We start from the raw sequence: 23,921 nt of genomic DNA on the forward strand, positions 1-23,921 counted from the left end.
GCGTCGCACCAGCGGATTCGCCCCTTCCGCGGCACACTTGACGGGCTCCGCCAAGGCTCCCTAGCGTGTCCACGCATATGAATGCCGTGCGCGCATGTGCACGATCGGCGATTCAAGGAGAACCGAGGATGCCCGCTCCCCGCACCGTCCTGCTCACCGGCGCCGCCGGCGGCCTCGGCACTCTCATGCGGGACCTGCTCCCCGACTACGGCTACGACCTGCGCCTGCTCGACCTGCGCCCGATCGAGGGCGCCCCCGACGCGATCACCGCCGACCTGGCCGACCGGGACGCCGTGCGCGAAGCGGTCCGGGGCGTCGACGCGATCATCCACCTCGCGGGCATCTCCCTGGAAGCCCCCTTCGAGAAGATCCTCAAGGCGAACATCGAGGGCACCTACCACCTCTACGAGGCGGCCCGCGAGGAGGGCGTCGGCCGGATCGTCTTCGCCTCCTCCAACCACGCCGTCGGCTACACCCCGCGTCCCCGGGGCGACGACCCGCTGATCCCGGTCGACACCCCGCGCCGCCCGGACACCTTCTACGGCCTGTCCAAGTGCTTCGGCGAGGACCTGGCGCAGCTGTACTGGGACAAGCACGGCCTGGAGACGGTGTCGGTGCGTATCGGGTCCTGCTTCCCCGAGCCGACCAGCGTGCGGATGCTGTCGGTGTGGATGAGCCCCGCCGACGGCGCCCGCCTCTTCCACGCCGCCCTGACCGCCGAGCACGTCGGCCACACCGTCGTCCACGGCTCCTCCGCCAACACGCGCCTGTGGTGGGACCTCGGCTCCGCCCGGGCGCTCGGCTACGAGCCGCAGGACGACTCCGAGCCCTGGGCCGAGAAGCTCATCGCCGAGCAGGGCGAGCTGGACCCGGAGAACGAGGCGCACGCCTACCTCGGCGGCCACTTCGTGACGGACCCGCCGATCTGGCCGTACTGACCGGAAAGAGGCGGCGCACACGGGCGGGCGGGCACAGAACGGGCCTGCCCGCTCGGGCATTCGGGCACGGGCCGGACCCGCCCGGACAGCACTCCCAGGCGGTGAAAGCCCCGCCCCACCAGCCATGACGTGCCCGGTTCCGGCCGTGTACCGGCGCGGGCGCCCGAGTCCGAACGGGCACATGCGGGCAGGATCCCGCCCGCAACAGACCTGGCCATCCGCGGAACACCCGCTGTAGAACTTCCCCCAAGGCCCGAGCGAGGGCCCGAACGGGCAGCACGGCAGGAAGGCGGGTGACGGCCGTGAACAGGACCGCGGAGGAACGCCAGCGCGAGATCGTGCTGGCCGCACGGCGAGACGGCTCGGTCGACGTCACCGTGCTCGCCGCCGCGCTGGGCGTGGCCAAGGAGACGGTGCGGCGGGATTTGCGGGTCCTGGAGGACCACGGCCTGCTCCGCCGCACCCACGGCGGCGCCTACCCCGTGGAGAGCGCCGGGTTCGAGACGACGCTCGCCTTCCGTGCCACCAGCCACGTCCCCGAGAAGCGCCGGATCGCGGCCGCCGCGGCCGAGCTGGTCGGGGACGCCGAGACCGTCTTCGTCGACGAGGGCTACACCCCGCAGCTCATCGCCGAGGCGCTCCCCCGGGACCGGCCGCTGACCGTGGTCACCGCGTCCCTGCCGGTCGCGGGCGCCCTCGCCGGGTCCGACAGCGTGTCCGTGCTGCTGCTCGGCGGACGGGTCCGCTCCGGCACCCTCGCCACGGTCGACCACTGGACGACGAAGATGCTGGCCGGCTTCGTCCTCGACCTGGCGTACATCGGCGCCAACGGCATCTCCCGCGAGCACGGCCTCACCACCCCCGACCCGGCCGTCAGCGAGGTCAAGGCCCAGGCGATCCGGGCCGCCCGGCGCACCGTGTTCGCCGGGGTGCACACCAAGTTCGGAGCGGTCAGCTTCTGCCGTTTCGCCGAGGTCGGCACCCTGGAGACGATCGTGACGAGCACCCTGCTGCCGACGGCCGAGGCCCACCGCTACTCGCTGCTCGGGCCCCAGGTCATCCGGGTCTGATCCGCCCCCCTTCACTCCCCACCGGGCGCAGCCACGCCCCGTGCTGCCCCTTATCTCCCCATTCATTCCAGGAGCGATCCATGCGAACCCAGAGCCGACGACGGCCTCCGCGAGCCACGCTCGCCCTGGCCGCCGCAGGGACGCTGCTCGCCCCGCTGCTCTCCGGCTGCTGGGTCGGGGCGGGCGGGGCCGGATCCGGCGGCGACGCCATCAACGTCCTGATGGTCAACAACCCGCAGATGGTCGAGCTGCAGAAGCTGACCCGCGCCCACTTCACCAAGGAGACGGGCATCAAGGTCAACTTCACGGTCCTGCCGGAGAACGACGTCCGCGACAAGATCAGCCAGGACTTCGCCAACCAGGCCGGCCAGTACGACGTCGCCACGCTGTCCAACTACGAGATACCGATCTATGCCCGCAACGGCTGGCTGCACGAGATGAACGGCTATGTGGCGAAGGACCCGGGCTACGACGAGCAGGACGTGCTCAAGCCGATGCGCCAGTCCCTCACCGGGGAGGACGGCAAGCTCTACGGCCAGCCCTTCTACGGCGAGTCGTCGTTCCTGATGTACCGCAAGGACGTGTTCGAGAAGAAGGGCCTGACGATGCCCGCCCGCCCCACCTGGCAGCAGGTGGCGGACCTCGCGGCGCGGGCGGACGGGGCCGAGCCCGGCATGAAGGGCATCTGCCTGCGCGGCCTGCCCGGCTGGGGCGAGGTGATGGCCCCCCTGACCACCGTCGTGAACACCTTCGGCGGCACCTGGTTCGACAAGGACTGGAAGGCGCGGCTCGACTCCCCCGAGTTCGAGAAGGCGACGAAGTTCTATGTCGACCTGGTCCGCGAGCACGGCGAGTCCGGCGCCGCCCAGTCCGGCTTCGCCGAGTGCCTGAACAACATGACCCAGGGCAAGGTCGCCATGTGGTACGACGCCACCTCCGCCGCCGGATCCCTGGAGGCGGACGGCTCCCCGGTCAAGGGCAAGGTCGGCTACGCCCCCGCCCCGGTCGAGAAGACCGAGTCCTCCGGCTGGCTCTACACCTGGGCCTGGGGCATCCAGAAGGCCTCCCGCAACCCGGACAACGCCTGGAAGTTCGTCTCCTGGGCGTCCGGCAAGGAGTACGAGCAGCTGGTCGGCGACGAGGTCGGCTGGTCCAACGTCCCGGCCGGCAAGCGGGCGTCGACCTACGCCAACCCCGCCTACCGCAAGGAGGCCGCCGCCTTCCAGGAGATGACCCGGGAGGCCATCGAGCAGGCCCGGCCCAACGATCCCGGCGTGCAGCCGCGCCCCGCGCCCGGCATCCAGTTCGTCGGCATCCCCGAGTTCACCGACCTCGGCACCAAGGTCTCCCAGGAGATCAGCGCGGCCATCGCCGGACGCCAGTCCGTCGAGTCGGCCCTGAGGAAGTCGCAGGCGCTCGCCGAGAAGATCTCCGAGGAGTACGAGGGACGATGACCGCCACGACCACGGCCCCCGTGGCCGCTCCCGAGACAGGCACCCCGGTCCGCCGGCCCTCCGCCCGGCTGCGCGCCTGGGCGACCCGCGCCCCGCTGCTGCCCGCCCTGATCTTCATGATCGCCGTCACCCAGCTGCCCTTCGTGGCCACGCTGGTGATCTCCTTCTTCGACTGGAACAGCCTCTACCCCGACGCCCGGCGGTTCGCGGGCCTGGACAACTACCAGGAGGTCCTCACCGACGCGGACCTGCGCCACTCGGTGTGGACGACCGTGCTGCTGACCGTCGCGGTCGTGCTGGCCAGCCTGGTGCTGGGACTGTTCCTGGCGCTGCTGCTGGACCGCAGGTTCCGCGGCCGGGGCATCGTGCGCACGCTGCTGATCGCGCCCTTCCTGGTGGTGCCGGTCGCGGCGGCCCTGCTCTGGAAGCATGTGCTCTACAACCCTGAATACGGCCTGTTCAACGGGTTGTTGCACTATGTGGGCGGGCCACAGCCCGACTGGATCTCGAACACCCCGCTGCTGGCCGTCGAGGCCTCGCTCATCTGGCAGTGGACCCCGTTCATGATGCTGATCCTGCTCGCCGGCCTGCAGAGCCGCGACCACGAGCAGATCGAGGCGGCCCGGGTCGACGGCGCGAGCGACTGGCAGATCTTCGTCCATCTGACGCTGCCGCACCTGCGCCGCTATCTCGAACTCGGCGCCCTGCTGGGCTCGATCTACATCGTGCAGAACTTCGACGCGGTCTTCACGATCACGTCCGGCGGCCTCGGCACCGCCAACCTGCCCTACACCGTCTACCAGAGCTTCTACCAGGCCCACGAGAACGGCCTCGCCTCGGCCGCGGGCGTCCTGGTCGTCATCGGCTCGATCGTCATCGCGACCTTCGCCCTGCGCGTGGTGTCGTCCCTGTTCCGCGAGGAGGTGTCCCGCGCATGAGCACGACCGCCCCGCGTGCCCGCCGTGCCCGTGGCAAGGGAGCGGGCCTCGGCCTGCTGGCCTGGCTGCTCGGCATCGCGTTCTTCCTGCCCATCGCGTGGATGGCACTGACGTCCTTCCACTCGGAGGCGGACGCCGCGACCAACCCGCCGTCCTTCGCGGCCGCCCTGACCCTGGACGGCTACCGCGAGTTCTTCGGCGCGGGCGGCGGCGCGAGCCCCTGGCCGGCGCTGATCAACTCCACGGTCGCGTCCGTCGCGTCGACGCTGCTGGTCCTGCTGCTCGCCTTCCCGGCGGCCTACGCGCTGTCCATCAACCGCGTCCGCAAGTGGACGGACGTGCTGTTCTTCTTCCTCTCCACGAAGATGCTGCCGGCCGTGGCGGGCCTGCTGCCGATCTACCTGTTCGCCAAGAACGCCGGGATGCTCGACAACATCTGGCTGCTGGTCATCCTCTACACCTCCATGAACCTGCCGATCGCGGTGTGGATGATGCAGTCCTTCCTCGCCGAGATCCCGGTCGCCGTCATCGAGGCGGCCCGGGTGGACGGGGCCCGGCTGCCGACGGTGCTGGCGCGGGTGGTGGCCCCGATCGCCCTGCCGGGCATCGCCGCCACGGCGCTGATCTGCTTCATCTTCAGCTGGAACGAACTGCTCTTCGCCCGGGTGCTGACGGGCGTGGTCGCCGAGACCGCCCCCGTCTTCCTGACCGGCTTCATCACCAGCCAGGGCCTGTTCCTGGCGAAGGTGTGCGCCGCGTCGCTCGTCATCTCCCTGCCGGTGCTCGCCGCGGGGTTCGCCGCCCAGGACAAGCTGGTCCAGGGCCTGTCGTTGGGAGCCGTGAAATGAAGGCCGCCGTCATCGAGTCCGTGGGCAAGGCCGTCGTCGCCGAGGTCCCGGACCCGACGCCAGGGCCGCGCGAAGTCGTCGTCGAGGTCGCGGCCTGCGGGCTGTGCGGCACGGACCTGCACATCCTCCAGGGCGAGTTCGCCCCGAAGCTGCCGATCGTGCCCGGGCACGAGTTCGCGGGCGAGGTCGTCGGCGTCGGCACCCAGGTCACGGAGGTGGCGGTCGGGGACCGGGTCGCCGTCGACCCGTCCCTGTACTGCCACGAGTGCCGCTACTGCCGCACCGGCCACAACAACCTCTGCGAGCGCTGGGCGGCGATCGGCGTGACGACGGCCGGCGGCGCGGCGAAGTACGCCCTCGCCCCGGTGGCCAACTGCGTGAAGCTCCCGGACCACGTCCGCACGCAGGACGCGGCCCTCGTGGAGCCGCTGTCCTGCGCGGTGCGCGGCTACGACGTCCTGCAGTCCCGCCTCGGCGCGCACGTGCTGATCTACGGCTCCGGCACGATGGGCCTGATGATGCTGGAGCTGGCCAAGCGCACGGGCGCGGCCAGCGTGGACGTCGTCGACGTGAACCCGGCCCGCCTGGAGACGGCCCGCCGCCTGGGCGTCTCGGGCTCGGCGGCGAACCCGGACGAGCTGGACCGCCCGCAGGGCTGGGACCTGGTCATCGACGCCACCGGCAACGCGGCGGCGATCCAGGACGGCCTGGACCGGGTGGCGAAGGCCGGCACGTTCCTGCAGTTCGGCGTCGCCGACTACGCGACCCGCGTGTCCATCGACCCGTACCGCATCTACAACCAGGAGATCACCATCACGGGCTCCATGGCGGTGCTGCACAGCTTCGAACGAGCCGCGGAGCTCTTCGCGGGCGGCGTCCTCGACCCCGACGTCTTCATCAGCGACCGCGTCCCGCTGGAGCGCTACCCCGAGGCGCTGGAGCAGTTCGCGGCGGGCGTCGGCCGCAAGATCGTGGTCGTGCCGTAGGGCGACGGACCGCACGGGCGGGGGCGGGCGAAATCCGGTGGGGCGCCCGCTCCCGCCCCCGTACGCTCGCGGCATGCCACGACCTCACGGATTCACCTACGAACAGCACACCGGCGGCACCGTCCGCATCGCCCACCACGGCCGCCCCGCCACCACCCTGAACGGCGACCGAGCCGCGCGGTTCCTGGCCGAGGTCGAGGCCTTCGATCCGCAGCTGGTCATGGCCCGCTGGACCGGCGACTACAAGCGGGGCAACGAGCGCACCGCCCGCGACCACCCGCGCAATCGCCGCTGACCCGATTGGCCCCAAGGTAAGGGAACGGCAAAACCGCCTCGCTCGTTCACCCGGCATGACAGCTATGACCCCCGGCTCGAACATCCCCCTGTCCGCCGCCCGCGTGACGGTGGACGTCGCCGCCCCGGTGCGGCTCGACGTATCGGGCCTGCTGCTCACCGCCGACGGCAAGGTGCGCTCCGACGACGACTTCATCTTCTACAACCAGCCTTCGGGCCCGGGCGTGACCTACCGCTCGGGCGGCGGCACCGCACCCGACGCGATCGTGGTCGACACCTCGGCCCTCCCACCGGGCATCGAGAAGATCGTCGTGACGGCCAGCCCGGACGCCGCCGGCCAGACCTTCCAGGGCATCGAACCCACGGCCACGATCCGCAACGCGGACGACGGCTCCGTCCTGGCCACGTTCACGCCCCCGCAGCTCGGCAGCGAGACGGCCCTGGTGGTCGTGGAGATCTACCAGCGCAACGGCCAGTGGAAGGCCCGCGCGGTCGGCCAGGGCTACGCCAACGGCCTGGCGGGCATCGCCACGGACTTCGGCGTGACCGTGGTGGAGGAACCGGCCGCCGCGGCCCAGCCCGTGACCCCGCCGCCGCCCGCCCCCGTGCAGCCGCCGGCCCCGCCCGTCGCCGCGCCCGCCGCACCCCCGGCCGCCCCGGCCACGCCCCCGCCGCCCGCGCCCGGCTCGGGGAAGATCAACCTGGACAAGGGCCGCGTCAGCCTCCAGAAGAACCAGACGGTGTCCCTCATCAAGGGCGGCCGCCCGCTGCTGTCCCAGGTCAAGATGGGCCTCGGCTGGGAGCCCGCGTACCGCGGCAAGGACATCGACCTGGACGCCTCGGTCATCGCCTACGGGCCGCAGCGCAACCACATCGACAGCTGCTACTTCGGCAAGCTGCAGATCATCGGCGGTGCGATCCGGCACTCCGGCGACAACCTCACGGGCGAGGGCGGCGGTGACGACGAGGTCATCACGGTCGACCTGGGCCGCCTGCCCCAGGAGGTCACCGGCCTGGTCTTCACGGTCAACTCCTTCTCCGGCCAGAAGTTCACGGAGGTCGCCAAGGCGTACTGCCGCCTGCTGGACGGCACGACCGGCGAGGAGCTGGTCCGCTTCGACCTCACCAGCGCCGAGCCGCAGACCGGTGTGATGATGGCCAAGCTGATCCGCCAGTTCTCCGGCGAGTGGGACATGACGGCGATGGGCGACTTCGTGAAGTCCCGCACGGTGCGGGGCATGGTGAAGCCTGCGGCCCAGTCCCTGTGACACCACGGGCCCCGGACGACACCCCGGACTCCCCTTGCCGGGCCCGGGAGGGGGCGCCCGGGGTGTCGTCCGGGGCCCCTCTCCCGGCCCTTGGCTCCGAGGCTGTCTCCCCGGCGAGGGTGACGACGCCCCCGTTCTCCGGGCACCCCGGCTCCGGTGCCCCCGGTCAGCGCCCCCGCGGCCGCAACCCCTCCGTCAGCAGCGTGAGGTACCGGCGGATGTGCCGTCCCTCCCCGTCGGCCAGTTCGGACGCCGTCGCGACCCCGTGCGCCAGCCGCAGCACGTCCATCGGCTCCACGTCCGCCCGCAGGGTGCCCTCCTCCCGAGCCGCCCGGACCAGCCGCCCCGCCGCGCTCCGCACCGAGTCGCCGCAGGCCGTGGCCCCCGCCGCGTCGCCCTCGGTGACGGCCGGGCCGAGGAGCGCCTTCAGGCCCCGCATGCGGATCATGCCGATGCCGAGTTCGTGCAGCCACTCCCACAGCGCCTCGCCCGGCGGCAGTTCGGCGGCGAGCACGTCGGCGCGGGCGGCGAGCGCCTCGACGCGGTCCAGGTACGCGGCCTCCAGCAGGGCGTGCCGGGTCGGGAAGTGCCGGTACAGCGTCCCGGAGCCGACCCCGGCCCGCTTGGCGATGTCGTCGAGCGACGCCCCTTCTCCGTGCTCGGCGAACGCCTCCGCGGCCACCCGCAGCAACCGCTCGTAGTTACGCCGGGCATCCGCCCGCATGGGCCTGACCTGCGCCACGCAACCGCTCCTCACCAGCCGGGGACCTACGCGCACCCTACCGAGACCCGGCGGCGGCACGGCCCGGCCCGCTCCGCGTGACGGCGGCTCAGGCCGACGCGCGCACCAGCAGCTCGGGCGTCACCCAGGCGTCCGCTCCGCGCAGGGGTTCCTCGCCCGCGCGCAGCCGGGCCACCTGCTCCACGGCCAGCCGGCCCAGCTGCCGCTTGTCGATGTGCAGTGTGGTCAGGGCGGGTTCGACCAGCTCGCCCAGGGAGAGGCCGTCGAAGCCGAGCACGGCCAGGTCGTCGGGGACCCGGCGACCGTGGCGGCGGGCGGTGCGCATCGCGCCGACGGCGATCAGGTCGTTGAAGCCGAGGACGGCCGTCATCCCGGGCCGGGCCCGCAGCAGTCGTTCCATGCCGGTCTCGCCGCCCCTCACGCTGTGCTCGGAGCAGAGGACGACCCAGTCCTGGTCGACGGGCAGGCCGAGCCGCCGGGCCTGCTCCAGGAAGGCCTGCCGGCGGGGGCCCGGCCCGTGCACGCCGTCCAGCATGCCGATCCTGCGGTGGCCCTGGCGGCAGAGGTACTCCATGCCCTGCCGGACCCCGGCGGCGGCGTCGATGCCGACGGCCGCGAACCGGGTCTGCTGCGGGCCGCGCTCCAGCAGCACCAGGGGGACGCCCCCGAGGTGCCGGACCAGCACGTCGTCGGGGTCCTTGAAGTAGCCCACGACGGCGTCCGCCTGGTGGGAGAGGACGTCGAGCGCCTGCCGTTCCCGGGCCCCGTCGATCCGCGAGTCCCAGACCACGACCTGCCAGCCGCGCTGCTCGGCGGCCTCCAGCACCCCGGCGGCGACCTCCGGGAAGAAGGGGTTGCGCAGGTCCGGGATGACCAGGCCCGCCGTCACCGCGCCCTTGCGGACGAGTCCGCGCGCGAACCGGCTCGGCCGGTAGTCGAGGAGGCGCACCGCCTCCAGGACCCGCTCCTTGGTGGCCGGGTCGATCTCACCCTTGTCGTTGACCGCCCGGGAGACCGTCTGGCGGGACACCCCGGCCAGGCGTGCGACGTCGTGGATCGTGGCCCGGCGCCGCGTACCCTCGGGCCGCTCGGCCTCCGGCTCCGCACGCTGCTCGTCCGTCCACACGCCCAGCACCTTATCCGGCGGCGGGCGCGGCCCGGCAGGGGCGGCCGGAGGGCCGGCGCCCCCGCCGGCGCGGGCCGGCCGGTGCCGGGCGGGCGGTGCCGGGCGGGCGGGCGGTGCCGGGCGGGGCGGGCGCGGGCGCCTCAGTCGCCGAGCTCGGTGAACAGCGTCAGCTGCAGGGCGGCCGGCGCTTCCAGCCGGGCGTTCAGGGAGTTCCAGGGGGTGCGGGTGGGCTCGGCGATCACCTCGGCGCCGGCCGCGGCGAGCCTGGCGGTGGTGGCCGCGGAGTCGTCCACCTGGAAGGCGACCCGGACGTGCCCGGCCACCCGCCGCCCCACCTCGACCTCGTCGATGAACGCGGCGTGGTTCGGGTCGGTCAGCTCCAGGGTGGCCCGTCCGGCCTCCAGGATCGTCACCCGCCCGTCCTCGGACGCGAAGGCACCGCGCTCGGGCAGACCGAGCACGTCCCGGTAGAAGTGCAGCGCGGCGTCGTAGTCGTCGGCGGTGACGACCAGGCGGAGTTCCCGGACGGCTGGTGCGGCGATCGGTTCGGTGGCTGGTTCGTCGGTCATGGCGGCTCCTCGGTGACGTCGGTCACGGATGGACAACCGGCCGCCCGGGCGGTTGATTCCCGGCCGCACCTGGTCGCGGGAGGCCAAGGATGCCGGGGGACGCCGAGGATGCCGGGGACGCCGGGGGGCGCCGAAAATCCGGCGACAGTCCGGAGCGGGCCGCGCTACGGTCCGCGCCCATGACCCCTTCACTCGAACGTCCCCCCTTCCAGGCCGACGAACGCACCGCGCTCCTGGGATGGCTGGAGCTGCAACGCCGGATCCTGCGCTGGAAGTGCGAGGGGCTCAGCGAGGCGGACGCGCGCCGCCCCGTCGTCCCGACCTCGCCGATGATGACGATGGCCGGACTGGTCAGCCATATGCGCTGGGTCGAGCACACCTGGCTGGAGGTGCTGTTCCTCGGCGGCGACGAGACGCGGAACCCGTCCTTCGACGAGACGGTCGAGGACGCCGACTGGCGCACCGACGGCGTCCCGTTGCGGCAGGTGCTCGCGGAGTACGAGGCCCAGTGCGCCCGGAGCGACGAGATCGTGGCCGCGGCGTCCCTGGACGACGTCGGCCGCCACCCCGGGTACGCCTCGGCCAAGGCCGATCTCCGCTGGATGCTCATCCACCTCATCGAGGAGACGGGACGGCACGCCGGGCACGCGGACATCGTCCGGGAACTGCTGGACGGGACGAAGGGGTACTACTAGGCGGCCGGCCGGCCGCCGTGCGGACCGGCTAGAACAGCGCGCTGTAGGCGTTCAGCGCGGGCTGTCCGCCCAGGTGGGCGTAGAGCACGGTGGAGTCCCGGCCGATCTCGCCCCGGGAGACCAGGTCGATCATCCCGGCCATCGACTTGCCCTCGTACACCGGGTCGGTGACCATCCCCTCCGTGCGGGCCGCGAGCCGCATGGCCGCCAGGGTCGTCTCGTCGGGTACGCCGTAGGTGCCCGCGTGGTAGCGCTCGTCGAGCTCGACGTCCGCCTCGGTCAGCTCCCGTTCGACGCCGATGAGCCCGCCGGTGCGGTGGGCGATGCGGGCGATCTGGGCCCGGGTGGCGGCCGGTTTCGCCGAGGCGTCGACGCCGAGCACGCGCCGGGGCCGCCCGCCCGCCTCCTCCAGCGCGGCGAACCCGGCGACCATGCCGGCCTGGGTCGACCCGGTCACCGAGCACACCACGACGGTGTCGAAGAAGACGCCCAGCTCCCGCTCCTGCCGCGCCACTTCGTGCGCCCAGGCGGCGAAGCCGAGCCCGCCGAGCGGATGGTCGGAGGCCCCGGCCGGGATGGCGTACGGCTTGCCGCCCGACTCCTCGACCTCCCTGAGGGCCTGCTCCCAGCTCTCCTTGAACCCGATCCCGAACCCGGCCCGCACCAGCCGGACGTCGGCCCCGGCGAGACGGCTGATCAGGATGTTGCCCACCTTGTCGTAGACGGCGTCCGGCCAGTCCACCCAGCTCTCCTGCACCAGTACGCACTTCAGCCCGGCCCGGGCGGCGACGGCGGCGACCTGACGGGTGTGGTTGGACTGCACGCCGCCGATCGACACGAGGGTGTCGCAGCCCTGGGCGAGGGCGTCGGCGACCAGGTACTCCAGCTTGCGGGTCTTGTTCCCGCCGTAGGCGATGCCGGAGTTGCAGTCCTCCCGCTTCGCCCAGAGGGAGGCGCCGCCGAGATGCGCCGTGAGCCGCTCCAGGGGGTGGACGGGCGAGGGCCCGAAGAGCAGCGGGTAACGCGCGTACGAGGACAGGGGCATGGGGTCCCTCCGGGTGGGTGTCGGTCCGCCTCAGTCGGCGAGCTCTTCGAGGCTCCGCCAGATGTCCGCCGTGACGCGCACGGCCCCGGCCGCGTCACCGGCGGCGCAGGCGTCGATCAGCCGTTCGTGCAGCCCGGCCGAGCGGCAGCTGCCGCCCTCGCCGAAGCGCCGGCGTTCCAGACGGCGGATGAGCGGGGTGTAGCGGGCGATCGTGGCGGCGGCGGCGCGGTTGCCGCTCGCCCGGACGAGGACCTCGTGCAGATCGTCGTCGGCGCGCAGCGCCGCGTCCACGTCCCCGGCGCGCACGGCCGCGGCGAACCGCTCGTTGGCGGCGCGCATCACGGCGAGGTCCGCGCCGGCCAGCCGGGGCACCCCCACCCGGGTCACCAGCTCGTGCATGGCGCCGACCACCGCGGCGGCGTCCCGGACGTCGGCGGCCACCAGCGGGGTCACGCGCGTGTAGCTCTGCGGCTTGCTCTCCAGCAGCCCCTCGTCGACGAGCCGGGAGAACGCCTCCCTGACCGGCGCCCGGGACAGCCCGAGCCGCTCGGCGAGTTCGGCGTCGCGCACCACCGCGCCGGGTTCGATCTCCCCGGCCACGATGGCGTCCCGGATCGCCGTGTAGGCCCGGTCCCTGAGCAGGGTGCGGGGCACGGGCCGGATGGCTTCCATGAACTGAAATGTTAGATGTCAGTCCAGGCTTCAACAAGGGGCAGGGCCGTGTCCGTGGCCCGCGCTCCCCACGCGGCGCGGGCCGCGGCGGTCAGGCCGCCCAGGGCCAGTCGGCGTCCCGGGAGGCCTCGATCAGCGGCACCATGCGGAACGCCGCGTCCGACAGGCCTGCGAAGGTGTGCCGGTTGCCGGTGCCCGACGGGCCGTGGCCCGCCCGGTACCCGGCGAGGTTCCAGGTGTAGACCGGCACGTCGGCCGGGACCTGCCCGGCCGGGTCGCCCAGGTGGTGGTGCGTGTACTGCTCGTCGGTGACGATCAGCACCCGGTCGTGCCGGTCGTAGTGCCGGCGCACCGCCTCGGTGGTGTCGGTGCCGCCGAGGCTGCGGAAGCGGTCGAGGATCCTGAGCACGGACTCGCCCCGGCGGAGGCGCACGTGGTCGCTGGTCGTGCCGAACTCGACCAGGTCCGCGTGCTCGGCCCGCAGCGCGAGCGCCGTGCCGAAGATCGCCGCCGCGTCGGCCCGGTTGAGCTCGGAGCGGTCGGACGGCCGCGACCAGAACATCGAGCCCGAGCGGTCCACGAGCACCAGCGTCCGGCCGGGCAGCACGGGCACGTTGGCCAGCGAGTGGCCGAGCGCCCGCTCCAGGGCGTACGACCAGCGCGGCGAGGGGGCGTGCTGGTACGCGGCGAGGTACCGGAAGGGGAACTGCCGTGAGCGCGCGACCTCCGCCGGGTCGGCGATGCGTGCCGCGACCCGTTCGGCGACCTCGTCGGACACCCCGGCCTCGTCGAAGTTCCGCAGGTTGCGCACGAGCGCCATGGTGCCCATCGACGGGATGACCGCCTCCCAGGCCGCCTTGTCCATCGGGCCCTGCAGCCAGCCCGCCAGCGCCTCCCAGGTCATCCCGGCCTCCGCGAGCCGCTCGGCGCCGCCCTCGGCGGTCACGGCCGCGCGCCGCTCCGCGACGGGCAGCGCCATCAGCGCGCGGTGCGCGGCGAGGGTGCGGCTGGAGGCGGGCGGCACGGCGGTGTCCGGGTGGTGGCGCCGGTCGAGGGCGTACCGGAACAGCTCGCCCTGCCACGGCTTGTCCGGGTCGGGCGCCGCGTGCGTGAGGTTGAGGACGTCGCCGAATCGGTAGCCCTTGGCGGCGGTGTCGTACTTCAGCAGCGCCTTGTCGTGGTAGAGGCGGCGCACGGCGTCGGCGATGCCGCGCTTGACCGGCTTGGGCACGTTGCGGCCGTGGGTCGCGGTCCAGTAGGCGAGCAGTTCCCCGGGCTCGTCGGGGCGCCGGAGCACGGAGTCCACGACCCGCCGGTTCGACGGGCCGGCGGTCGCGCCGGCGTCCAGCCGGGCCTTGACGTACTCGGCGGCGCCGACGACCGAGGCGGTGCGCAGGTTGCCCGCGCTGCGCAGCCAGCCGAGCAGGCCGGCCGTCCACTCCGGGTCGCCGACGGCCAGGTCGCGCACGAGCCGGCGGAACCGGTCGTCGCGGTCGGCGCCGCTCTCGTAGAAGGTCTGCTGGGAGACGAAGTTGCTCACGGCGAGCAGGAAGAGCTCGGAGCGGGCGTCCCGCTCCCGGCCCCGGCCGCCCTCGTACGTCCGCAGCACTCGCCCCGTGGACGTCACCCGCGATACGGGACGGGCCCGTGCCGCCTTGCCGTTGAATCGCGCCATGTGAATTCCCCCGAATTCTTTTCGTGTTCGAGGGAAACGCGGCCGGGGAAAGGCGGGTGCCCGAGGACAGAACGCGGCGACGGACTTGTTCAGATGCTCTGCCCATTGAGCTACGGCGACCCGAAGTCGCCGACGGGACTTGAACCCGCAACCGTCCGATCCCAGGAAGTAACCGTTGCCTTCGCACCGGGCACCCACCCCGTGCCGCGCCTCCCGAGATCAAGTCGGCGGCGGCGTCGGATTCTTTGGAAGAGAAGTAGCCGCCGCCATCGCACCGGGAAGTGCGTGACGTTGTGATCTCACTGTAGGAGGCGCGACTCGCGCACGGCGAGCGAATTACCTACCGCTTCTGCCGCTTCCAGGGCCCGGTGATGGCGAGCAGGATTCCGGGTGTCTGGATGCTCGCGAAGAGGGTTCGCCCGTCGGGCGAGAAGGTGACACCGGCGAACTCGCTGTACTCCGGCTCCTCGGCGGTGCCGATGTTCAGCTCGTTGCGGGCGATCGGGTACGTGCGTCCGCTGTCGGTCGCCCCGAACAGGTGCTGCACGCCCTCGCCGTCCTCGGCGATGACGAGCCCGCCGTACGGGGAGACGGTGATGTTGTCGGGGCCGTCGAAGGCGCCGTCCTTCGCGGGGTCGGGGTTCACGCCGAGCAGCACCTTCAGCGTCAGGGTGCGGCGCTTGGGGTCGTAGAACCAGACCTGTCCGTCGTGCCGGACCGGGCTCTCCTCGCGGGCGTAGGAGGAGACGAGGTAGGCGCCGCCGTCGGCCCACCACATGCCCTCCAGCTTGCGGGCGCGGGTGACCTCGCCGGCGCCGAACTGCTTGCGCACGGGGGTGGTGCGGGCGTCCCGGTCGGGTACGTCCACCCAGTCGACGCCGTAGACGGTGCCGATGCGTGTGGCGCGGGACAGGTCGTCGACGAACCGGCCGCCGGAGTCGTAGCACTTGGGCGCCTGGAGGACACCGGCGTCGTCGGCGAGCCCGCGGAACTTCCCCGGGCCGTGGGCGAAGCCCTTCGGCGGGGTCCAGCGGAAGAAGAGGCCGTTGGGGCCGGCGGCGTCCTCGGTGAGGTAGGCGTGACCGCGCCTGGGGTCGATGACGACGGCCTCGTGGTCGTAACGGCCGAAGAACTTCAGCGGCTTGGGGTCGCGGTTGGCGCGCCGGTCGACGGGGTCGACCTCGAAGACGTAGCCGTGGTCCTTGGTCATGCCGTTGGTGCCGGCCCGGTCGGAGTTCTCCTCGCAGGTGAGCCAGGTGCCCCACGGGGTGCGGCCGCCCGCGCAGTTGGTGGAGGTGCCGGCGATGCCGACCCATTCGGCGACCCGTCCGTCGGGGCGGATCTCGACGACCGTGCAGCCCCCGGCGGCGGGGTCGTAGACCAGGCCCTCGGTGAGCGGGACCGGGTGCGCCCAGTTGGCGCGGGGGCCCTTCAGCTCGTGGTTGTTGACGAGCAAGGTGGTGCCGCGCGGGCCGTCGAAGGTGGCGGTGCCGTCGTGGTTGGACGGCGTGAACTCACCCGACTCCAGCTTCGTCCTGCCGCTGTAGGTGATGATCCGGTACGAGAACCCGGCGGGCAGGGCGAGGATGCCCCGGGGGTCGGGCACGAGCGGCCCGTAACCGGCCCCGTGCCGGGCGTCCGCCGTGCCCTCCGCGCTGTCGGTGTCGGTGTCGTAGGACGCGAGGGCGTTCGGCGCGGTGGCGAGGGCGCCGACGCTGCCGGCCAGCGCGACACCGGCACCGGTGATCGCGGAGGTTCTGGCGAAGTCCCTGCGGGTGAGCGACATGGTGTCTCCTGTGACGGGATGCCGTGGAGGGTGGCGAACCTCGTTCGCCGACACCGTCCCGCCCACAGGTGAACGAGGACTGAACAACACCCCGGGCCCACGGAGAACGCCCCGCCAAGCGACGAGGGCGCCCCGGTCGCACCCCCGCACCGGGAGAGCCACACGCGGGCCGGCGCCGTGCCCTCGGCCGCGGTCGGGCTCGCCCCGGCAGGTCAGCCCCCCTGCTGTGACCGCGCCTTGAACGCCGCCTTCCGCGCTTCCTTCGCCACCTTCTTGTCGGGATGCAGCCGCCCCATCGCCTCCAGCACGTCGGCAGTGGCGGGGTGATCGACCCGCCACACCGCCGCGAAGAACCCGCTGTGCTGCTGCGCCAGCCCCTCGACCAGCGCCCGCAGCTCCTCGGAGTTGCCCTCCGCCGCCAGCTGCGCGGCCACCGTGTCGATGGTCAGCCAGTACACCATCGCCTCGGACGGCGCGGGCACGTCCGTCGCGCCCTGCTCGGTCAGCCACACCCGGGCGAGCCCGCCCAGTTCGGCGTCGTCGAGCACCTCGCGCAGCGCCGGCTCGGCCACCGGACCCACCAGCGACAGGGCCTGCTGGCACCGCAGCCGCCGCAGCGGCGCCCCCGTGTCGGAGCCGCGGGCCGCCGCCAGCAGCTCCCGGGCCGCCGTGAGGGCCTCGCGCCGCTGCAGCCACTGCTCGGTCTCGGCCTGCGCCGCGGCCGGCGGGAACATCGCCGTGCCGTCGAGCAGCGCGTCGGCCCCCTTGTCCGCGAGGTCCCCGACGGCCGGCGCCTGGAACCCGGCCTCCAGCAGCCGCGCCCGCATCCCGTACAGGCCGAGCGGGGTGAGCCGGACCATGCCGTACCGGGAGACGTCGGTGTCGTCCACGGGCGCTGCGGGTTCCTCGTCGGCGTCGACCATGAGCGCCTCGTCGACGGGCTGGTACTCCACCAGGCCCACCGGCTCCAGCATGCGGAACTGGTCGTCCAGGCGCATCATCGCGTCGGAGACCTGCTCCAGGACGTCGTTGCTGGGCTCGCCCATGTCGCCGGGCACGAGCACCGAGGCGGCCAGCGCCGGCAGCGGCACCGGGGCCCCGCCGGGCGTGTCGTCGCCGGCGGTCAGCAGGTAGAGGTTGCCGAGCACGCCGTCGAGGAACTCGGCCTCGGCCTCCGGGTCCCAGTCGAGGGCGGAGAGGTCGACCTCGCCGGCCTCGTCCAGCAGTCCGTCGAGGTCGGGCACGCTCGCGTCGGCGAGCACGGTCTCCAGGGCGGCGAGCCACACGGCCAGGACGTCCTGCGGCGAGCCGCCGGTGAGCAGCGCGAGGTCCTCGCCCGCGCGGACGGTTCCCCGCTCCTCGTCGACGACCTCGACGAGCCCGGCGTCCAGGGCCACCCGCCACGCCTCACTGGCGTCGGCTGCGGCGTCGTCCCCGCTCAGCCCGAGCGCCTCGGCGGCGGCGGGCAGCTGTGCGTCGACGAGCCCTCCCCCGGCGTCCACGCGGGTGTCCGGCCCGGCCCAGCGGGCGAGCCGTACGGCCCGGGACAGCAACGGTGTGGACAGCGCGTCGCGCGCCAGCTCCGCTTCGGGGTGCAGCCGCACCGGCGGCAGGGGGGAGCTGTCTGACATCGGCTTGTTTCTCCTAGCGCGCCTCAGGTGACTCAGCCGCTCAGCCTAGACGGATTTCCACCCATGCCGCCCACTTCATCTCCCCGTCGACTGCCGTACATGGCCGAAACCTTGACAAGTGACATGGACAGGCTGGAGATTGACGCGCGTAGAAGTCGGCGGACACTTGTTCACCGGACCTGCCCCACCAGGCACCCGGCCCGCCGTCGTCCACGCGCGTCATGCCGCCCGTCCCCCAGGTGGCGGCCCAGTCCGAGCACCACCCTCGTCCCGGCGCCCTGTCACGTCCCCGGAGGGAATCCCGTTGCCCAGCAAGTCCTCCGCGCGCCTCGCCGCGCTCACCGTCGCCGCCGCGTGCTCCGCGGCCTCCACGATCGTCCTCACCACCCCCGCGCACGCGGAATCGGTCCGCGTCCACGACATCCAGGGCAACACCCGGACCTCCCCGTACGCCGGGCGGCAGGTCACGGACGTGACCGGAATCGTGACCGGTGTCCGCACCTACGGCTCCTCCCGCGGCTTCTGGATCCAGGACCCGAGCCCGGACGCCGACCCGGCGACCAGTGAGGGCGTCTTCGTCTTCACCAGCTCCACCCCCAAGGGCGTCGCCGTCGGCGACTCCGTCGAGGTCAGCGGCACGGTCTCGGAGTTCGTGCCCGGCGGCACCGCCTCCGGCAACCAGGCCCTGACGGAGATCACCAAGCCGACCACCACGGTCCTGTCCAGCGGCAACGAACTGCCCGCCGCCACCCCCGTCACGGCCCGGTCGGTCCCCGCCGCCTACACCCCCACGGGTGACACCGCGGCGAACGGCTCGATCAACGCCCTCCCCCTCCAGCCCGCGAAGTACGCCCTGGACTACTACGAGTCCCTGGAGGGCATGACCGTCGCGGTCGCCGACACCCGCGTGGTCGGCGCCACCGACCCGTACACCGAGCTGTGGGTGACGGTGAAGCCGCACGAGAACCGCACCCGCCACGGCGGCACGGTCTACGGCTCCTACGACGACCAGAACACGGGCCGTCTGCAGATCCAGTCCCTCGGCCCGACGGCCGACTTCCCGAAGGCGAACGTCGGCGACACCCTGACGGGCACCACCGAAGGCCCCCTGGACTACAACCAGTTCGGCGGCTACACCCTGGTCGCGAGCGAACTCGGCACCCTCAGGAGCGCCGGTCTGCAGCGCGAGACCACCCGCAAGCAGCGCTCCTCGGAACTGGCCGTCGCCACCTACAACGTCGAGAACCTCGACCCGGCCGACGACACGTTCGCCGCGCACGCCTCCGCGATCGTGAACAACCTGCAGTCGCCGGACATCGTGTCCCTGGAGGAGATCCAGGACAACAACGGCGCGAAGAACGACGGCACGGTCGCGGCCGACCAGACCCTGACGAAGCTGATCGACGCGATCGTCGCGGCCGGCGGCCCGCGCTACGACTGGCGCTCGATCGACCCGGCCGACGGCACCGACGGCGGTGAGCCCGGCGGCAACATCCGCCAGGCGTTCCTGTTCAACCCGGAGCGCGTCTCCTTCGCGGACCGCCCGGGCGGCGACGCCACGACGGCCACCGGCGTGACGAAGATCCGTGGCAAGGCGCACCTCACGCTCAGCCCCGGCCGCATCGCCCCCGCCGACGAGGCGTGGAAGAACAGCCGCAAGCCCCTGGCCGGCGAGTTCGTCTTCCGCGGCCGCACGGTCTTCGTGATCGCCAACCACTTCAACTCCAAGGGCGGCGACCAGGGTCTGACCGCCCAGTACCAGCCGCCGTCCCGCAGCTCGGAGACGCAGCGCCACCAGCAGGCCACGCTGGTCAACGCCTTCGTCAAGGACATCCTCGACACCCAGAAGAACGCGGACGTCGTCACGCTCGGCGACATCAACGACTTCGAGTTCTCCCGGACCGCGGAGCTCCTGGAGGGCCGCGGCGAGCTCTGGTCGGCGATCAAGTCCCTGCCGCGCGGCGAGCGTTACTCGTACGTCTACCAGGGCAACAGCCAGGTCCTCGACCAGATTCTGATCAGCCCGTCGATCCGCCGCGGCTGCGACTTCGAGTACGACAGCGTGCACGTCAACGCGGAGTTCCACGACCAGATCAGCGACCACGACCCGCAGGTCCTGCGGTTCCGCCCTTAGGGGGACGGGCCGGCCGAACCCGGTGTTCGGCCGGCCCACCCCTCAGGGCACCAGCCCCAGGACGTGGTCGTAGCGCCGCACGGCGCTCTCCCGCAGGCCCGGCCAGTTCTGCACGCGCTTCCACTGCTCGGTCGCCGAACCGACGCCGTCGCCCGGCGCGGCCAGGGCGTCGATGTGCGCCTGGGCGCTTTCCCACTCGGCGTAGTTGAGCACCCGGGTGCCGTCCGTACCGAGGTGGAAGTGGGCGGAGATCCCGCCGGGGTGCTGTTCCGGATCGCTCTGCAGGGCCTCGAACACCGCGTCGACCCAGGCGCGCTGCCGCTCCGCGTCGGGCCCGTCGAAGCGGACGTCGACGATCACGACGCACCCCGGGACGGCCGCGTCCTCCCGCCGGGCGCTGCGGTAGTGCCGGTACCGGCCGAGCCACACCCGCTCGATGCCCGGCACGGCCGTGTCGATCTCGTCGACGCGCTCCTGCCGGTGGGTCTTCACGAACGCCTCGTAGGCCTGCTCGCTGCGCCACTGCGAGTAGTGCAGCAGGGTGTCCCCGTCGTGTCCGGCGTACACGTGGTATCCCAGCAGGTCCCCGGTCGGCCAGGGCCGCCGCTCCCAGGCCCGCGCGATCGCCTCCACGGCCTGCCGCTGCCGCTCGGGGGTTCCCACCCGCCAAGTGCTGAAGAAGGGAGCACCGATGCGGGGGTCGGTGAGATCCGGATGCCGTGAGGTTCGCCGGGCCATGGGAGCACTCCAGTCGTGTCGGCCGATCGTTACGCCCTCACCTTCGGACCTCGACCGAACTTGAGGTCAAGTGGGCTCCTCGGGCCCGGCTTTTCCACCGGCGACGGACGACCGCGCGACGACGCGAAGCCACGACGACACGGCCACGCGGCACACCACGGCGACGCCATGACGCCACGACGCCACGACATCACGACGTCACGACGCCACTGTCACGACTGTCACCGGTGTCCGTGCGCATGCCTCCACCGCGCGACCCCGACCGCCATGACGGCCCCCGCCGCCCCGGCCATCAGCACCGGCTTGGGATGCCGCATCCCGGCCTGCACCACGGTCCGCACCGGCCGAGGCCCCATGTGCGCGGCCCGGTCCTGCACGGAGTGCCCGGCCTGCGCCGCGCTGCTGCGCAGCTGCACCGTCATCGCCCCGGCCTTGTCCCGCAGGTCGGCGGCCCGCGCCAGCGCCCGGCCCTTCACATCGGCCTTCCCGGCCAACTCGTGCACCGTGTTGCCGAGTTCACCGCGCGTCCGCTCGATCTGCCGCCGCAGCTCGTCGGGCCCCTTGGCCCCACCCGTCGGCTCCGTCATCGATGCGCCCTTTCCCTGATCTCCTCGACATCCGCCTTCACGCTGCCGATCGCCCGTTCAGGCGTGGGCGGCGCGGCCCGCCGCAGTTGTCCGCGGCCCATCGCGGCCAGCACCACCGCGATCACGAACAGCACCCCCGTCACGATCAGCGCGGCGGCCCACACGGGCAGCACCAGCGAGAGCGCGGCGGCACCCGTCCCGGCCGGCGCGAGGGGCCTGACCGACGAGTTCGCCCACGGAGTGGTGCTCCTCGCGCACGGCCCGATGGTCCATCGTCCCGGTCACGGTTCCGCCTCCTCTCGAAGCAGGAACCCCCGAGTACCCGTCCGCCCTGCGGCTACCCCTGCGGCTCCCCCTGCTGACCGCCCGGGTCCCCCCGCTGCCCGAGCCGTGCCAGCTGCGTCTGGAACCAGTCGAGCCGCGCCTGCAACAGCGCGGCCTCGGCCACGAGTTCGGGCACGCCCAGCCCGTCCGCCGCCTCGATCCCGCCCGGCACCGCGCCCGTGCCCTCACCGCCGGGCGTGCTACCACCCCCGGCGACGACCCGCACCCCGTGACCGGCCAGCCGGGCGAACCGGCCGAGCGACACCGCGGCCCGCCCTCGCGCACACACCGCGCACACCGGCGCGAGCCCGCGCCATCCGGCCCGTCCCCACCCGGCGTCGGCCAGCACCCGCGCGACCGCCCCGCAGTCGCACGGTCCCACCGTCACGACCCGCACCCGCTGCCGCGCGTACCGGAACCCCCGCTCGAAGCGGATGTAGGCCCCGAGGACGGACACCTCCAGCAGCACGGCGCCGCGGTGCCCGGCGGTGCACAGCAGCGCTTCCGCGGCGGACCGGTCGTGGACGCAGTGGAAGCCGCAGTCGCAGCGGCGGTGCGGCGCCCGGTGCCGCAGCCCGTACACACAGGCCGCCTCGGCCACCACGCCGTACGGCAGCGCACCGCCCAGCGACACACCGGTGAACCCGGCCCGGGTGCCGTCCTGGGACAGCACCGGGTGGGCGATCTTGTATCCGGTCGGCGGCTCCGTCGGACGCTCCGAGGGAAGCCGCAGCCTCATCGGGCGGCCGGAACCTCTTCGGCCACGGCGGCCTCGCGCACCTCGACGCGCTCACCGGGCCCTTCCGCCCGCAGCCGCTCGACGTCCTGTCCGAGGCCCTCGCCCCGCGCCTCCGGCTGCTCCTCCGCGAACCCCGTGGCCAGTGCCTTGCCGAGCTTCATGACGCCTCCCAGGACATCCGTCGCCGACCGTCCCGGCCATGGTGACGCATGGACACCCGGCTGGGAAGAACACCTTCATTGAAGCAACCCTGATGATCAACGTGTAGCAGAATTAAGTAGAGCTACACAGTGATCCCGTCGACACTCCTGTCATGACCCCACCCCACGCACCTCCCTTCGGCCGCGCGCTGTGCGCCATGATCACCCCGTTCACCGACTCCGGCGCCCTGGACCTGGACGGCGCCCGGCGGCTCGCCGCCCATCTGGTCGCGAGCGGCTGCGACGGTCTCGTCCTCTCCGGCACGACGGGCGAGTCCCCGACCACCACGGACGCCGAGAAGTCCGCACTGATCACCGCAGTCCGCGAGGCCGTGGCCGGCAGCGCGACGATCGTCGCGGGCATCGGCACCGCCGACACCCGCCACACCGCCGCACTGGCCCGGGAGGCCGAGAAGGCGGGCGCGGACGGTCTGCTGGTGGTGGCGCCGTACTACAGCCGGCCCCCGCAGGACGCCGTCGAGGCGCACTTCCGCGAGATCGCCGACACCACCGGACTCCCGCTGATGCTCTACGACATCCCGGCCCGCACCGGCGTCCGCGTGGCGGCCGAGACGCTCCTCCGCCTCGCCGGCCATCCCCGGATCGTCGCGGTCAAGGACTGCTCCGGCGACTTCCTGGCCGCGCAGAAGGTCATGGCCCGCACGGACCTGGCGTACTACGCGGGCTGCGACGAACACGACCTCGCGCTGTACGCCGTGGGCGGCGCGGGCTACGTCAGCACGGTCGCCAACGTGATCCCGCGCCACCTGCGAGCCGTGCTGGACGCGTTCGACGCGGGCGACACGGCACGGGCCGCCCGCCTCCAGCAGCGGGCCACCCCTCTCATCGAGGCGATGATGTCGGCGGGCCTGCCGGGGGCCGTGACCGCCAAGTCACTGCTCACCGCCCTGCACCTCCCCGCAGGCCCGGTCCGCGCCCCCCTGCGCCCCGCCGACCGCCCCACGGCCGCCGGACTGCTCTCCCTCCACCAGGACCTGACCGGCGGCTGATCACCGCTCGGCCTCGCCCCCGAAGGTGCCCGTGTCCGCTCCCCGTACCCCCTGTGACGCGTGCCGGGGCGTCGCGCTATGCCACCCCCGCGCGGAAAAGCGGGACGGCCCGCGCCGCAGGTGTCTGCGGCGCGGGCCGTCCGGGCGATGCGAGGCCTGTGCCCCGGTCCGGCTCACTTCCAGACGTAGCCGTCCCCGAGGAGCAGCGTGTGCTCCAGCACGTCCTCCGCCGGGTCGTCGATCTGACCGACGTTGACGTTGATCAGACCGACCCGGTGGCCGTTGTGGGAGTCCTTGTTGGTCTCGTCGGCGTGCGCGGCACCCGCCGGCAGCCAGGACACCGCCAGCACCGCGACGGTCCCCACCAGCGAGCGCACCACGCCCCGCCCCCGCTCGTTCCTCATGCCCCGGTCCTCGTTTCGTCGGTTCGGCCTCTGATCGGACTCTGCGTC

The 23,921-nt window shown here is 72.8% G+C and carries 24 protein-coding genes and 1 pseudogene; 11 read left to right on the plus strand and 14 right to left on the minus strand.

What is annotated here, in order from left to right:
• Window positions 1-128 precede the first annotated feature (128 nt).
• From ACIGAN_RS20770 to ACIGAN_RS20805, 8 genes are all read left to right on the plus strand, one after another.
• Complete coding sequence (locus ACIGAN_RS20770) at window positions 129-938, plus strand: NAD-dependent epimerase/dehydratase family protein (RefSeq protein WP_399859388.1); 810 nt, start codon at window positions 129-131, stop codon at window positions 936-938.
• 302 nt (window positions 939-1,240) lie between these two features.
• On the plus strand, window positions 1,241-2,008 hold the full coding sequence (locus tag ACIGAN_RS20775) for a DeoR/GlpR family DNA-binding transcription regulator (protein ID WP_399859391.1): 768 nt from the start codon (window positions 1,241-1,243) through the stop codon (window positions 2,006-2,008).
• Window positions 2,009-2,088: 80 nt separating this feature from the next.
• Complete coding sequence (locus ACIGAN_RS20780; RefSeq protein WP_365089112.1) at window positions 2,089-3,462, plus strand: ABC transporter substrate-binding protein; 1,374 nt, start codon at window positions 2,089-2,091, stop codon at window positions 3,460-3,462.
• Window positions 3,459-4,400, plus strand: coding sequence for a carbohydrate ABC transporter permease (locus ACIGAN_RS20785; protein ID WP_365739847.1), 942 nt, complete (start codon window positions 3,459-3,461; stop codon window positions 4,398-4,400). The genes ACIGAN_RS20780 and ACIGAN_RS20785 overlap by 4 nt, the downstream gene beginning before the upstream one ends.
• A complete protein-coding gene (locus ACIGAN_RS20790; protein ID WP_365089108.1) occupies window positions 4,397-5,248 on the plus strand; it encodes a carbohydrate ABC transporter permease in 852 nt (283 codons plus the stop codon). The genes ACIGAN_RS20785 and ACIGAN_RS20790 overlap by 4 nt, the downstream gene beginning before the upstream one ends.
• On the plus strand, window positions 5,245-6,234 hold the full coding sequence (locus ACIGAN_RS20795) for a zinc-dependent alcohol dehydrogenase family protein (protein WP_365089107.1): 990 nt from the start codon (window positions 5,245-5,247) through the stop codon (window positions 6,232-6,234). Before ACIGAN_RS20790 ends, ACIGAN_RS20795 begins: the two co-directional genes overlap by 4 nt.
• 73 nt (window positions 6,235-6,307) lie before the next feature.
• On the plus strand, window positions 6,308-6,529 hold the full coding sequence (locus tag ACIGAN_RS20800; RefSeq protein WP_365089105.1) for a hypothetical protein: 222 nt from the start codon (window positions 6,308-6,310) through the stop codon (window positions 6,527-6,529).
• 64 nt (window positions 6,530-6,593) lie between these two features.
• Complete coding sequence (locus ACIGAN_RS20805; RefSeq protein WP_399859687.1) at window positions 6,594-7,796, plus strand: TerD family protein; 1,203 nt, start codon at window positions 6,594-6,596, stop codon at window positions 7,794-7,796.
• Between the two features lie 166 nt (window positions 7,797-7,962).
• On the opposite strand, the gene ACIGAN_RS20810 is transcribed toward ACIGAN_RS20805, so the two are convergent.
• The 3 genes from ACIGAN_RS20810 to ACIGAN_RS20820 form a co-directional block, all read right to left on the minus strand.
• On the minus strand, window positions 7,963-8,538 hold the full coding sequence (locus tag ACIGAN_RS20810) for a TetR/AcrR family transcriptional regulator (protein WP_365739848.1): 576 nt from the start codon (window positions 8,536-8,538) through the stop codon (window positions 7,963-7,965).
• A gap of 88 nt (window positions 8,539-8,626) precedes the next feature.
• Entirely contained in the window at window positions 8,627-9,664 is a 1,038-nt protein-coding gene (locus tag ACIGAN_RS20815; RefSeq protein WP_399859395.1) for a LacI family DNA-binding transcriptional regulator, read from the minus strand.
• Between the two features lie 140 nt (window positions 9,665-9,804).
• Window positions 9,805-10,233, minus strand: a complete 429-nt coding sequence (locus tag ACIGAN_RS20820; RefSeq protein WP_399859398.1) for a VOC family protein — start codon at window positions 10,231-10,233, stop codon at window positions 9,805-9,807.
• 179 nt (window positions 10,234-10,412) lie between these two features.
• On the opposite strand from ACIGAN_RS20820, the gene ACIGAN_RS20825 reads away from it, so the two are divergent.
• Window positions 10,413-10,928: a DinB family protein gene (locus ACIGAN_RS20825; RefSeq protein ID WP_365089099.1), complete on the plus strand. Its 516-nt coding sequence runs from the start codon at window positions 10,413-10,415 to the stop codon at window positions 10,926-10,928.
• Window positions 10,929-10,956: 28 nt separating this feature from the next.
• Here the strand turns inward: ACIGAN_RS20825 and ACIGAN_RS20830 are convergent, their stop codons facing one another.
• The 5 genes from ACIGAN_RS20830 to ACIGAN_RS20850 all read right to left on the minus strand — a co-directional run bounded on the left by ACIGAN_RS20830 (window position 10,957) and on the right by ACIGAN_RS20850 (window position 17,737).
• Window positions 10,957-11,973, minus strand: a complete 1,017-nt coding sequence (locus ACIGAN_RS20830; RefSeq protein ID WP_399859401.1) for a 1-aminocyclopropane-1-carboxylate deaminase — start codon at window positions 11,971-11,973, stop codon at window positions 10,957-10,959.
• 30 nt (window positions 11,974-12,003) lie between these two features.
• A complete protein-coding gene (locus ACIGAN_RS20835) occupies window positions 12,004-12,645 on the minus strand; it encodes a GntR family transcriptional regulator (RefSeq protein WP_399859404.1) in 642 nt (213 codons plus the stop codon).
• A 91-nt stretch (window positions 12,646-12,736) separates the two neighbouring features.
• Window positions 12,737-14,320, minus strand: a complete 1,584-nt coding sequence (locus ACIGAN_RS20840; RefSeq protein WP_399859407.1) for a TROVE domain-containing protein — start codon at window positions 14,318-14,320, stop codon at window positions 12,737-12,739.
• Window positions 14,321-14,660: 340 nt separating this feature from the next.
• The gene (locus tag ACIGAN_RS20845) at window positions 14,661-16,106 is read right to left on the minus strand and encodes an alkaline phosphatase PhoX (RefSeq protein WP_399859409.1); all 1,446 of its coding nucleotides are present in this window, start codon (window positions 16,104-16,106) and stop codon (window positions 14,661-14,663) included.
• Window positions 16,107-16,318: 212 nt separating this feature from the next.
• Complete coding sequence (locus tag ACIGAN_RS20850) at window positions 16,319-17,737, minus strand: hypothetical protein (protein WP_399859412.1); 1,419 nt, start codon at window positions 17,735-17,737, stop codon at window positions 16,319-16,321.
• 304 nt (window positions 17,738-18,041) lie between these two features.
• On the opposite strand from ACIGAN_RS20850, the gene ACIGAN_RS20855 reads away from it, so the two are divergent.
• The gene (locus tag ACIGAN_RS20855; RefSeq protein WP_399859414.1) at window positions 18,042-19,871 is read left to right on the plus strand and encodes an endonuclease/exonuclease/phosphatase family protein; all 1,830 of its coding nucleotides are present in this window, start codon (window positions 18,042-18,044) and stop codon (window positions 19,869-19,871) included.
• A gap of 42 nt (window positions 19,872-19,913) precedes the next feature.
• On the opposite strand, the gene ACIGAN_RS20860 is transcribed toward ACIGAN_RS20855, so the two are convergent.
• From ACIGAN_RS20860 to ACIGAN_RS20880, 5 genes and pseudogenes are all read right to left on the minus strand, one after another.
• Window positions 19,914-20,609 (minus strand): antibiotic biosynthesis monooxygenase, encoded by a 696-nt coding sequence (locus tag ACIGAN_RS20860; RefSeq protein WP_399859416.1) that lies wholly within the window; start codon window positions 20,607-20,609, stop codon window positions 19,914-19,916.
• A gap of 221 nt (window positions 20,610-20,830) precedes the next feature.
• A complete protein-coding gene (locus ACIGAN_RS20865) occupies window positions 20,831-21,196 on the minus strand; it encodes a DUF3618 domain-containing protein (RefSeq protein ID WP_365739857.1) in 366 nt (121 codons plus the stop codon).
• A pseudogene (locus ACIGAN_RS20870) lies at window positions 21,193-21,408 on the minus strand (phage holin family protein); the annotation flags it as partial. The pseudogene ACIGAN_RS20870 and the gene ACIGAN_RS20865, both read right to left, overlap by 4 nt.
• Window positions 21,409-21,533: 125 nt before the next feature.
• A complete protein-coding gene (locus ACIGAN_RS20875) occupies window positions 21,534-22,259 on the minus strand; it encodes a hypothetical protein (RefSeq protein WP_399859419.1) in 726 nt (241 codons plus the stop codon).
• A complete protein-coding gene (locus tag ACIGAN_RS20880; protein WP_365089083.1) occupies window positions 22,256-22,420 on the minus strand; it encodes a hypothetical protein in 165 nt (54 codons plus the stop codon). Before ACIGAN_RS20880 ends, ACIGAN_RS20875 begins: the two co-directional genes overlap by 4 nt.
• A gap of 152 nt (window positions 22,421-22,572) precedes the next feature.
• Here ACIGAN_RS20880 and dapA point away from each other — a divergent pair, with 152 nt between their 5' ends.
• Window positions 22,573-23,469: a 4-hydroxy-tetrahydrodipicolinate synthase gene (dapA, locus tag ACIGAN_RS20885; RefSeq protein ID WP_399859423.1), complete on the plus strand. Its 897-nt coding sequence runs from the start codon at window positions 22,573-22,575 to the stop codon at window positions 23,467-23,469.
• A gap of 173 nt (window positions 23,470-23,642) precedes the next feature.
• Here dapA and ACIGAN_RS20890 read toward each other — a convergent pair whose 3' ends face one another.
• On the minus strand, window positions 23,643-23,873 hold the full coding sequence (locus tag ACIGAN_RS20890) for a hypothetical protein (RefSeq protein ID WP_365089082.1): 231 nt from the start codon (window positions 23,871-23,873) through the stop codon (window positions 23,643-23,645).
• Between the last annotated feature and the right edge of the window lie 48 nt (window positions 23,874-23,921).

Source organism: Streptomyces sp. NPDC085931 (assembly GCF_044540565.1).
Lineage (GTDB): Bacteria > Actinomycetota > Actinomycetes > Streptomycetales > Streptomycetaceae > Streptomyces.

What these genes read in the sequence shown, in the direction of transcription:
- dapA (WP_399859423.1), top strand. Translation starts at nt 22,573, where the DNA reads ATGACCCCACCCCACGCACCTCCCTTCGGCCGCGCGCTGTGCGCCATG.
- ACIGAN_RS20880 (WP_365089083.1), bottom strand. Translation starts at nt 22,420, where the DNA reads ATGAAGCTCGGCAAGGCACTGGCCACGGGGTTCGCGGAGGAGCAGCCG.
- ACIGAN_RS20830 (WP_399859401.1), bottom strand. Translation starts at nt 11,973, where the DNA reads ATGCCCCTGTCCTCGTACGCGCGTTACCCGCTGCTCTTCGGGCCCTCG.
- ACIGAN_RS20800 (WP_365089105.1), top strand. Translation starts at nt 6,308, where the DNA reads ATGCCACGACCTCACGGATTCACCTACGAACAGCACACCGGCGGCACC.
- ACIGAN_RS20785 (WP_365739847.1), top strand. Translation starts at nt 3,459, where the DNA reads ATGACCGCCACGACCACGGCCCCCGTGGCCGCTCCCGAGACAGGCACC.
- ACIGAN_RS20795 (WP_365089107.1), top strand. Translation starts at nt 5,245, where the DNA reads ATGAAGGCCGCCGTCATCGAGTCCGTGGGCAAGGCCGTCGTCGCCGAG.
- ACIGAN_RS20825 (WP_365089099.1), top strand. Translation starts at nt 10,413, where the DNA reads ATGACCCCTTCACTCGAACGTCCCCCCTTCCAGGCCGACGAACGCACC.
- ACIGAN_RS20790 (WP_365089108.1), top strand. Translation starts at nt 4,397, where the DNA reads ATGAGCACGACCGCCCCGCGTGCCCGCCGTGCCCGTGGCAAGGGAGCG.
- ACIGAN_RS20780 (WP_365089112.1), top strand. Translation starts at nt 2,089, where the DNA reads ATGCGAACCCAGAGCCGACGACGGCCTCCGCGAGCCACGCTCGCCCTG.
- ACIGAN_RS20805 (WP_399859687.1), top strand. Translation starts at nt 6,594, where the DNA reads ATGACCCCCGGCTCGAACATCCCCCTGTCCGCCGCCCGCGTGACGGTG.
- ACIGAN_RS20850 (WP_399859412.1), bottom strand. Translation starts at nt 17,737, where the DNA reads ATGTCAGACAGCTCCCCCCTGCCGCCGGTGCGGCTGCACCCCGAAGCG.
- ACIGAN_RS20845 (WP_399859409.1), bottom strand. Translation starts at nt 16,106, where the DNA reads ATGTCGCTCACCCGCAGGGACTTCGCCAGAACCTCCGCGATCACCGGT.
- ACIGAN_RS20840 (WP_399859407.1), bottom strand. Translation starts at nt 14,320, where the DNA reads ATGGCGCGATTCAACGGCAAGGCGGCACGGGCCCGTCCCGTATCGCGG.
- ACIGAN_RS20860 (WP_399859416.1), bottom strand. Translation starts at nt 20,609, where the DNA reads ATGGCCCGGCGAACCTCACGGCATCCGGATCTCACCGACCCCCGCATC.
- ACIGAN_RS20820 (WP_399859398.1), bottom strand. Translation starts at nt 10,233, where the DNA reads ATGACCGACGAACCAGCCACCGAACCGATCGCCGCACCAGCCGTCCGG.
- ACIGAN_RS20875 (WP_399859419.1), bottom strand. Translation starts at nt 22,259, where the DNA reads ATGAGGCTGCGGCTTCCCTCGGAGCGTCCGACGGAGCCGCCGACCGGA.
- ACIGAN_RS20865 (WP_365739857.1), bottom strand. Translation starts at nt 21,196, where the DNA reads ATGACGGAGCCGACGGGTGGGGCCAAGGGGCCCGACGAGCTGCGGCGG.
- ACIGAN_RS20835 (WP_399859404.1), bottom strand. Translation starts at nt 12,645, where the DNA reads ATGGAAGCCATCCGGCCCGTGCCCCGCACCCTGCTCAGGGACCGGGCC.
- ACIGAN_RS20890 (WP_365089082.1), bottom strand. Translation starts at nt 23,873, where the DNA reads ATGAGGAACGAGCGGGGGCGGGGCGTGGTGCGCTCGCTGGTGGGGACC.
- ACIGAN_RS20770 (WP_399859388.1), top strand. Translation starts at nt 129, where the DNA reads ATGCCCGCTCCCCGCACCGTCCTGCTCACCGGCGCCGCCGGCGGCCTC.